Genomic DNA, 8,368 nt, shown 5'->3' on the forward strand with positions numbered 1-8,368 from the left:
TGGTTTATTTTACCCAGATTGGATTCTATATCGTCTAGAATGGTTAATATTTCATCTAAAGCGCCGTCAGGAATGGGTTTATCTCGATAAGCCCTTACGGTTGCTATTTCTTCGCGTACTTCTTGCATCATTTCTACAGATACTTCCGAGAAATTGTTTACAAAGTTCAGTGGGTTTTGTATCTCATGTGCAATGCCTGCAGTGAGTTCACCTAAAGAAGCCATTTTTTCAGATTGGATGAGTTGACTTTGTGTGGCTTTTAAATCCTGTAAAGATTTTTGAAGTGCTTGGTTAGAATCTTCAATGGCTTTTCGTTTTTGTTCGAGTTCTTCAATGGTTTCCTCTAATAAAATGGCTGTGGTGCGTTTTACTTTTTCGGTGCGTTCCAGTTTAAATAGGATAATTGCCATCTCGTTTTCAGCATTTTTCACGTGTTTTAAAAGTGCCAGCTTTTCCTCTTCAGAAAGTTGGTTAGCACTTTCGATAAATTCTAAAATGGATTTTAAGTGTGAATTCATTTATTTTTCTTTTAATACTACCCAGCTCACGGTGGTACCATGAAATTCTGGCCGACTGTCGTCTAGTTTTCCAAATTCACCCAATGAGAAAAAGCCAGCCATGGGTTTGTTCCAGGTAGCGGCGAGTCCGTCTAATTCTAAAGGTAACATCGGTCCCAGTGATGCTAATCTGCCCACACAGGAAAAGATGACCATGGCATCAGCATCTGGTAATTCATTTTCTTTAATGGACCTTGAACTTTCAATCACGGTGTCAATGATATCTAAATCGGGCGGGAGCGAAAACCGAAACATGGAACCTTCTATAACAGGACCACCCATCATGACAGATTGGTCATCTTTATTCCAAAGTAAAGCTGGTCGCATCATCGGAATACCTGATTCTCGTTGAATCTGTAAGGGAAAAAGATTGTTTAATGGTACAATAGCTTCTGTTGTTTGAGAGGTTATAAATTCATTTCCCATGAATTTTTTAAGCACATCCATTGCCGGTTCATTATCTATGGTATAGATCCATGCACCTTCACTTTTTGTGATTTTTTTTTCGGTTCCAATAGGTTTCCAACCTGAAACTGCAATGCCTTTCACATCAATTTTATCCTCATCTAATATAAGGGTAATGAAACCGCTGCTACTTTTATGGTGATTTGTAAATACGATTCCTTCAAAATTTACAAATTCTCCTGCCCTGCCGCCAATAATGTTAACATGTGCACCTGCTTTATCTAATAAACCTTTGATAATATGTTCACCGGGCATTCTTAAGTCGGCATCAGAAATAATAAACGCAGGATGATTAAAGGTAGTTGCAGCAAATTCTCCAACTTGGCAAGCAGACTCGTACACTGAAGCGTCTTTGTAATCTTTTATGACGATTTTAAAATAATCTGTATTTATATCTAATAATAGCACCACAATACCATCCGGCTCCATACCTTTTTCGGTGAATTTTTCGGAAGTACTGGCACCGAATATGGTAATTTCTTCTTCATTTAACAGTTTAGTAATTGGATCGATTTCTTCCACATCTGTTAAAAACACGAAGGCTAATGTGGGTCTGAATTTAGCTGTAATACTAGCTTGAAGAGCGTTTTTTACAGCTTGAAGAGAGTCTCCTTGAATAGATTTTGCAATCATAAAAAGTTTACATTAATGATTAGGGCTTGTGATTATCACAAGGCATTATTGCAATCGATTTGTGGAGATGTTAAATATAAATAAAATTTATGTGTTATGAAGTGGGTTTCATGATTTTCGTTATGAATTTTGGAAGGTGTTTTTTAAATTTTGAAGGTTTCAAACGTCGCATTCGTCACCTTCATTAATTTAAAGTAATCAATTTAAAATGTTTCACTGTTAGTCACTTCTATGTTAATATTAGGATTTTGAGTTCGCCATTTTTTGATATCCTCAATATTTACGTTATTACCAAAAAGAACTACATGATTTAATTTGGGCATTTTTTTAAGTTTTGGTAATTCGTTTGTAACGTTCAATTTATTGAATGACAGGTTTAAATATTCCAAATTTTTGAGTTGATATATACCAGCAGGCAAGGTTTTGATATTGAGTCCAATTAAGGAAAGCTTCTCGAGTTTGCCAAGTTCTAGTAACTCATCTGGGATGGTTGTAAAAGGTGGTGAATTCACCCAATACTCCATAGCGCTTTGGGGTGGATAAATGGTCCAAGAATCATTATTGTTCATACTGATCACCAATTCCTTGGCGTTTTTTAGCACTCCTATTTCTTTTGGAATACTATCTAATTTGTATTCATCTAGGACAATGATTACTTTGTCGTATTGTGTAATATCTTTAAACATATTATTTTGTTGACAAGCTGCAATCAACATTAAAGTTAGAAAAATAATAACGGTTTGAGCAAACGCCCAAACCGTTATATTAGTTTGCTTTTTTAACTTTTTTATAATGTTATTTATTAAGTACTTCATACTCCCAAAACGCACCACTAATGTCGGTAATTTTTAGGATATATCCACCACTTGGTAAGTTTGATAGCATGTCATTTTGCAAATTCATTCTAGCTTTTGCTCCTAAAGGCACTATCAAGCTATGTTTCCCAGGTTTTATTTTGGCTACATAATAGTTTGAAATGGCATTGCTGTGTAACAAAGCCAAATCTTCTTGACTGTAGTTAAGAATCTTGTTGTTTTGTGCATCAAACAATTCTATTTTTATCACCCATGAGCCATAAACATCAACACCTTCGGTTCTGTAAACATCAAACGAGAGTGTGTTATTATTAATTCTACCCTCAGAAATTTCAAGTTTTGGTTTTACAGATTTATTGTGAAGCGTGCCCCACAATCCTCCATGAAACACTTGGTTTGACATAAGCGTCATTCCAAAAATAAATAACGAACCGATTAAAACAACCCTAGCGAAAATAGTTTCTTTGATTGGGATAATGCCCGAGCCCATCCATGCAAACCATGTTTTTTTTGTAAAGGAAAAATTCCTGTTCATTAAATAATTGTCCAATGAGTACTTACCACTTCCTGTTAAAAACAAAAGAAATCCGGCCGCTATACCCAGCACACCTATTTGCCATTCATCCAAACATGTGGTGCCTATCCAACCTGCGCCAAGCAAGATGCCCATTGCAAGACCAAATACACCGATACTCATGATTCGTGTAAACAGTCCAAACATGATAAATAATCCTACGATACCTTCAATAATGGTGAAAATTAGCATGTTTAACCATAATACGTCTGGATTTTCTACCAAGTACTAAATAAGGGGTTTTATACCTAATGCATGCGGTAAAAAGTGATTGAACTTTTCACCTATATAGCCCGCAGCTTCAGGGTCGAGTTTGTTATCTAAAATGGTTCTTCTCCAAAAGGCTGAAAAGTAGGTCCAACCTATTACCAATCTTACTGCAAGTGCTAAAAGACCTGCATCGTTTTTTATACTAATATTTTTCATTACTGTAAACGTGTTAATTGAATTTTTAGGTGATTCATAGTAAACCTATACTGTTTGGTTAAGTATGAAACTTATAATTATTTTGAAATAGATGAAGATACAGTCCTTATAAACTGCACTTCATTGAAGAATAAAAACTACTTAAAGATAATCCTTAAAGTTTTGATAAAGAATGTAGAGAGGAACGGTCGAAACGGAATGGTCTTGACTTCCTGTTAGTTGTAGATGCTTTTCGGAATAATTGTAATTATCAAAAGAGAAATCAGCAGGGGCTGTAAATACAAGATCCTGTTGAAAATTTGGAATTTCTTTGCTTAAAATAGCGTCTGTAATATCTAAATCGCTACAATTAGAATTGACGAGGTTAGATTTACTCTTATTAGTGACCTCGGTTTGCGGAATACCTAATTCCGATTGAATAAAGTTTCAAACTTTACAAGGAGAAAGCAATAATAGCACCGCCAGTCCTAAAACTGGAAGTATGGTTTTAATGGTTTTTTTGTTGATATTTTCTTTCACAGGGCGAATTTACAAAATACAGAAAGTATGCCCTGTTATTATTATCATAATTAAAACTCAATTATGGCGAAAGTATCATTTTAATAATTAACCAGTAGTGATATTTATCTTAATTTTTTTGAATTGTAATCCGTCGTTTTTCCTTTAATAATGGTTTTTATTATGCCGATTACCAATAGAGCACATTTCTACCGATGGGGTATTTTTCAGAATGAATTCAATCTTATTTTTTGAAATTTACGTTGTCCCGTTAGGGACTTTATATCGGTAGCAATAGGATATACGAGATTTTCAATGTGCCTTTAGGTATATGATATAGCGTACCTAAAGGCACGCTGTTTCCTGTTGTTGTATGTTGCTACCTATAGGTGGTCCCTAACGGGACAGAAAAACCAATTGCCAATTGCGATTAGCTACTTCGGATTTTGAATAAGAAAAAGCACAAAAACCTGCTTGTCATGAAAATTTTTCGATTATAAGGCTTTGTTGGTTAATCTATTTTGATGCATCTTGCTTTACTAGTTTTATTATGACTGCGTGGATCGCATACCAACTTGTATGGAGATGGTGTAACTATATATTCTGAATTGTAATCCGTCGTTTTTCCTTTAATTTTTTAAAATGCAGCGGTGTTAATCCTGTTGTTTTTTTGAATTGTGTAGATAGGTGCGCAGGACTACTGTAATTCAGTTTATGAGCAATTTCTGAAAAAGTGTCTTCTCCAAAGATGATGAGTTCTTTTATGCGTTCAATTTTTAAAGCAATAATGTATTGTGCCAGGGTAGTGGCTTCAACTTCTGAAAATAAGTTGGCTAAATAAGTGTAGCTGTAATTTAATTGTTCACTTAATACATGCGAAAATTTTAAATCGGGGTTATCATCTGACTTATAAACATGATCAATGGCGACTGTTTTTATTTTATCAATGATAATACCTTTCTTTTTTTCAAGCAACTCTAATCCGGCTTTATTGAGTTTTATATTGAGCTGTTTTTTGTCTTCATCGGAAACATCGTCCTTAGTTTCTATTTCACCTAACTCAATTTTTACGAGTGCTATATCAAGCTCTTCTAAGGCATCCTTGACAAAAAGTTTACAGCTTTCGCAAGCCATATTTTTTACATATATTTTCATAATTTAATTATTACTACACAAGGTGCGTATGGATATTGATTGTTTAATTTATTTGTTGTTAAGACGTGTTTTAGATAAAGAGTGTCATGCGAACAATTGTATCTAAAGATAGTGATTCCCCTTAAAGTTAATATGATGTCATTGTATTTTTTTCAAGAATGCATTTTAACATTCTTAAAATTAGTTTCTTCGAGTTTGGTTAGTTGTTCAATTATGGCCATATCGCCGGTTGTTTCTAAAATTATCATGTCAATCCTATCTAATTTTGAAATCCCTTTTCGTCGTGTTGCGCTATAGATTTTTTCAATTGCAATTCTTTCTTTTTTCATGGCTGTATACAAAATTTCACCTTTATAAAAAACAGATGAAAAACTTCTGGTAATTTAAGCTTTAACGCTTTTCGCTCTTACAGCTAACCAAGTTGATAATAACTGAAATCCACAAACATTAAGAAATCTGTTACGCCATTGGCAAGCGGTATACTGTTATTAAGAACAACACTTGCCAATATAGAACCTAAGGCAATGTTAACAACAAAGTTGAAGGCATTCATTTTAGCTAAAGTTCTTTTTCCTGAGATTTGCAATAAAAAAACTATGACCAAATAGGCGACAGAAGTAATACAAATAATTCTAGTATATTTTCCCCATTATCAAACCAAATATGCGCTGTATTTTTTTGAATGAAATAAACAACATTTTTTTATCAATCTGTTTATTTAAAATTGCGTGTCGATTTTGAAAAATTGATTAATTATGTGTGGCGCCATTTTCCATAAAATAATGAATTGCTTCAATGGTATGCGTATAATCTGCATAAGCTGAAACAAATGCTCTGCCTTGAGTTACCGAGTTATCTTTAACTTTATAAAGTTTGGCTACTTTTCTGTATTTCTCGCGAATCAATTCGTTGAGATGGTCATCCATTTTAACTATAAAATTTTCAATGTCGTCATCTTGAAGTGCCGTATCGGTCATTTGAATAATTTGATTGTTACTTCCTAGCGGTTTTAATCCTGTATAGGGCGCTTTTTCGGATTCATGGTGTAAACGGACCAAGGTTTCAAAAAAATGTTTTTCAACAATTTCATAAACGTCTTTATCCTGACTTTTTAACGCATGGGTTTTATTGAATAAAGTAGTGATTTCCCGCTCTTGTTCAGCGGTTATCCATTTTAGCACCAAATCAACTTTATTGTTGTCGAGCGCTTTAACTGCGTCTTTAATAACCGGGCCTTCAAAAGAATCGCATTGTGCTGTAGCGTTATGAGACGCAAATAGTAATAAAAGCGACAGTAGCACTGTTCCAATACTTGTTTTCAATATTTTGACTTGTTTCTTATTTTTATGAGTGTTCATGTTACCTAGTGTTAAATTGTGAAAGCCTTTTCACAATTTTTAAAGGTAAGCAGTTTTATTGCGTTCTATCTTATACAATTGTATAAATATGCTATAACTTTCACATGTTTTACGCGTTGAGATAGATAGTTTAACAGGTCAAGACACTTATGGTAGCGCAACCTACACCACAAGCTTTATGAAAAATTAATAGAGGCATAGCATCCTGTAAAATGAATATTCAACAAGAAGTTTTTGTGTTTTTACTAAACTGTTAAGCCTGTTTGATAGGGATGTAACCGGTTTGATGTTTTTAAGATTTTTCAAAAGCAGAAATAGATGTTACTCGTGCAAAAGTGTTAAAATACCTAAAAAATGATTTGACAGTGAATAAAATAGTTAAGGTCTATTTTTTTTGCTTTAATTTATCTACCATACGATTTAGCTTCTGAATTTCTTTAAACAACTTGGTATTGGCAATTTCTAATTTGTTTTTTCTTGCCACATCATCAACGGTGTTGCAAATAGTATCGATTCGCAAAGCGCGTAAAGCCTTTACGTGGTTATCTAGTTTGGCAACTAATTGACGTAGCTCATGCTCTTTTTGTTTTAAATCAGAAATGTCTGTAGCAATAAGAATATAATTATCACCCTGAAGATAAGGTGGTAACAGGTGAATAGACATTCTTAGATGAACTGCATTTTTTAATGTTACAATAATTACATCGTGATTTTGGTAGGTAAGTTCTGCAAGAAAGTTATCTAATTTTCGAGTATCATTTGGCGTGATATAATCTTTAATGTACGCTCCAATAACTTTGTTGTGAGGTGTTGATACGATGTTGGCAAATCTCTGGTTGCAAAACAGAATGGTACCATCTTTCGCAAGGGTAACTGCGCCTTCGCTCATTTGTTCGATAAATGTGCGATAAGGTGCTTCGGCAGTACTTACTGAATAAATCTGTTGTCCGTTTTTGCCGGAAACTATAACAGCATCTACTTCTCCGTTACGGATAGCTTCAAGTGTCTCTTCCATTTCATTTAGGCAAGACCGCAAGTTTTCATTTTCAAAAATAAGTTGTTCTTTTGTTTTAATCATTTTAATAATAAATAAAATGTGTAAAGGTTACTACAAACCTTTATTATTTTTTAGCTATTTCAAATTTAATCCTAATAGCACTTTGTCTGTGTTCGACATATCACCGATGATACGCTTAAGCGGAAATGGCGATTCTTTTATTAAAGTAGGCGCGGCAATTATTTGTTCGACTTGGGCCAAATCAGGAAATTGAAACAAATCAATAATCTCTAATTCGTAATTATTTTTTAAATAGTCTTTACAAATCTTTTTTAGATTGGATATAGCCAACATAGATCGGCTTGATTTTCCGGCAATGTATAATCGCAAGACATGTTTTTCTTCCCGTGGTTTGGTCAAGCCTTGTTCAAAGGTATTTGTTGCGCCTATTAATGGGCTTTTTTTATTTTTCATCTTTATTTTTTTTCACAGCAAACCTTTAGCTATTCGGTAGGTCTTAAATCTAAACCTATAAGAACACGTTCTGTATTAGATAGGTCACCGATTATTTTTCGAATAGGTACGGGTAATTTTCGCACTAAGGTTGGCAGCGCAAAAATTTGATCTGCTGCTCCCAGTTGTGGGTTTATCATAAGGTCAATAACTTCAATAGCATATTTACCTTTTAGTTCGTCTTCACATATTTTAGTGAGGTTGTTAAATGCAGTTACAGCTTTTGGTGTTTGGCCAGCAACGTATAACCTTAAAATTCATTTGTCCAAGTCACTTTTTTTCTGTTTTTCTTTGGGCTTTTTCTCTGAATTAAGATATTGTTGTTTCATCTGTTTATTGATTATTTGTCATTGGTTGTTTGTATTTTATAGCTAAAT

Annotated in this window: 9 protein-coding genes and 2 pseudogenes; all 11 read right to left on the reverse strand. The window is 33.9% G+C overall.

Annotated features, from left to right (window positions below):
• Positions 1–518 (reverse strand): annotated as a pseudogene (locus V7Z48_RS13055) (two-component sensor histidine kinase); the annotation flags it as partial.
• A complete protein-coding gene (locus V7Z48_RS13060) occupies positions 519–1,655 on the reverse strand; it encodes an FIST signal transduction protein (protein ID WP_334114043.1) in 1,137 nt (378 codons plus the stop codon).
• Between the two features lie 203 nt (positions 1,656–1,858).
• On the reverse strand, positions 1,859–2,341 hold the full coding sequence (locus V7Z48_RS13065) for a hypothetical protein (RefSeq protein WP_334114044.1): 483 nt from the start codon (positions 2,339–2,341) through the stop codon (positions 1,859–1,861).
• A gap of 109 nt (positions 2,342–2,450) precedes the next feature.
• Positions 2,451–3,470, reverse strand: a pseudogene (locus tag V7Z48_RS13070) (TQO small subunit DoxD).
• A 1,092-nt stretch (positions 3,471–4,562) separates the two neighbouring features.
• Positions 4,563–5,123, reverse strand: coding sequence for a helix-turn-helix domain-containing protein (locus V7Z48_RS13075; RefSeq protein WP_334114045.1), 561 nt, complete (start codon positions 5,121–5,123; stop codon positions 4,563–4,565).
• Positions 5,124–5,275: 152 nt separating this feature from the next.
• Positions 5,276–5,506 carry a YetF domain-containing protein gene (locus V7Z48_RS13080; RefSeq protein WP_334114050.1) on the reverse strand — a complete coding sequence of 77 codons (231 nt, stop codon included), beginning with the start codon at positions 5,504–5,506 and terminating at the stop codon, positions 5,276–5,278.
• 29 nt (positions 5,507–5,535) lie between these two features.
• Positions 5,536–5,727, reverse strand: coding sequence for a hypothetical protein (locus V7Z48_RS13585; protein WP_428849843.1), 192 nt, complete (start codon positions 5,725–5,727; stop codon positions 5,536–5,538).
• Between the two features lie 145 nt (positions 5,728–5,872).
• Entirely contained in the window at positions 5,873–6,481 is a 609-nt protein-coding gene (locus tag V7Z48_RS13085) for a DUF6448 family protein (protein ID WP_334114046.1), read from the reverse strand.
• Positions 6,482–6,866: 385 nt separating this feature from the next.
• Positions 6,867–7,559, reverse strand: a complete 693-nt coding sequence (locus V7Z48_RS13090; protein ID WP_334114047.1) for a PAS domain-containing protein — start codon at positions 7,557–7,559, stop codon at positions 6,867–6,869.
• A gap of 54 nt (positions 7,560–7,613) precedes the next feature.
• Positions 7,614–7,952, reverse strand: a complete 339-nt coding sequence (locus V7Z48_RS13095; protein ID WP_334114049.1) for a circadian clock KaiB family protein — start codon at positions 7,950–7,952, stop codon at positions 7,614–7,616.
• Positions 7,953–7,981: 29 nt separating this feature from the next.
• Positions 7,982–8,248 carry a circadian clock KaiB family protein gene (locus tag V7Z48_RS13100; protein WP_334114052.1) on the reverse strand — a complete coding sequence of 89 codons (267 nt, stop codon included), beginning with the start codon at positions 8,246–8,248 and terminating at the stop codon, positions 7,982–7,984.
• Positions 8,249–8,368 lie beyond the last annotated feature (120 nt).

The organism is Paucihalobacter sp. (genome assembly GCF_036825875.1).
GTDB lineage: Bacteria > Bacteroidota > Bacteroidia > Flavobacteriales > Flavobacteriaceae > Paucihalobacter.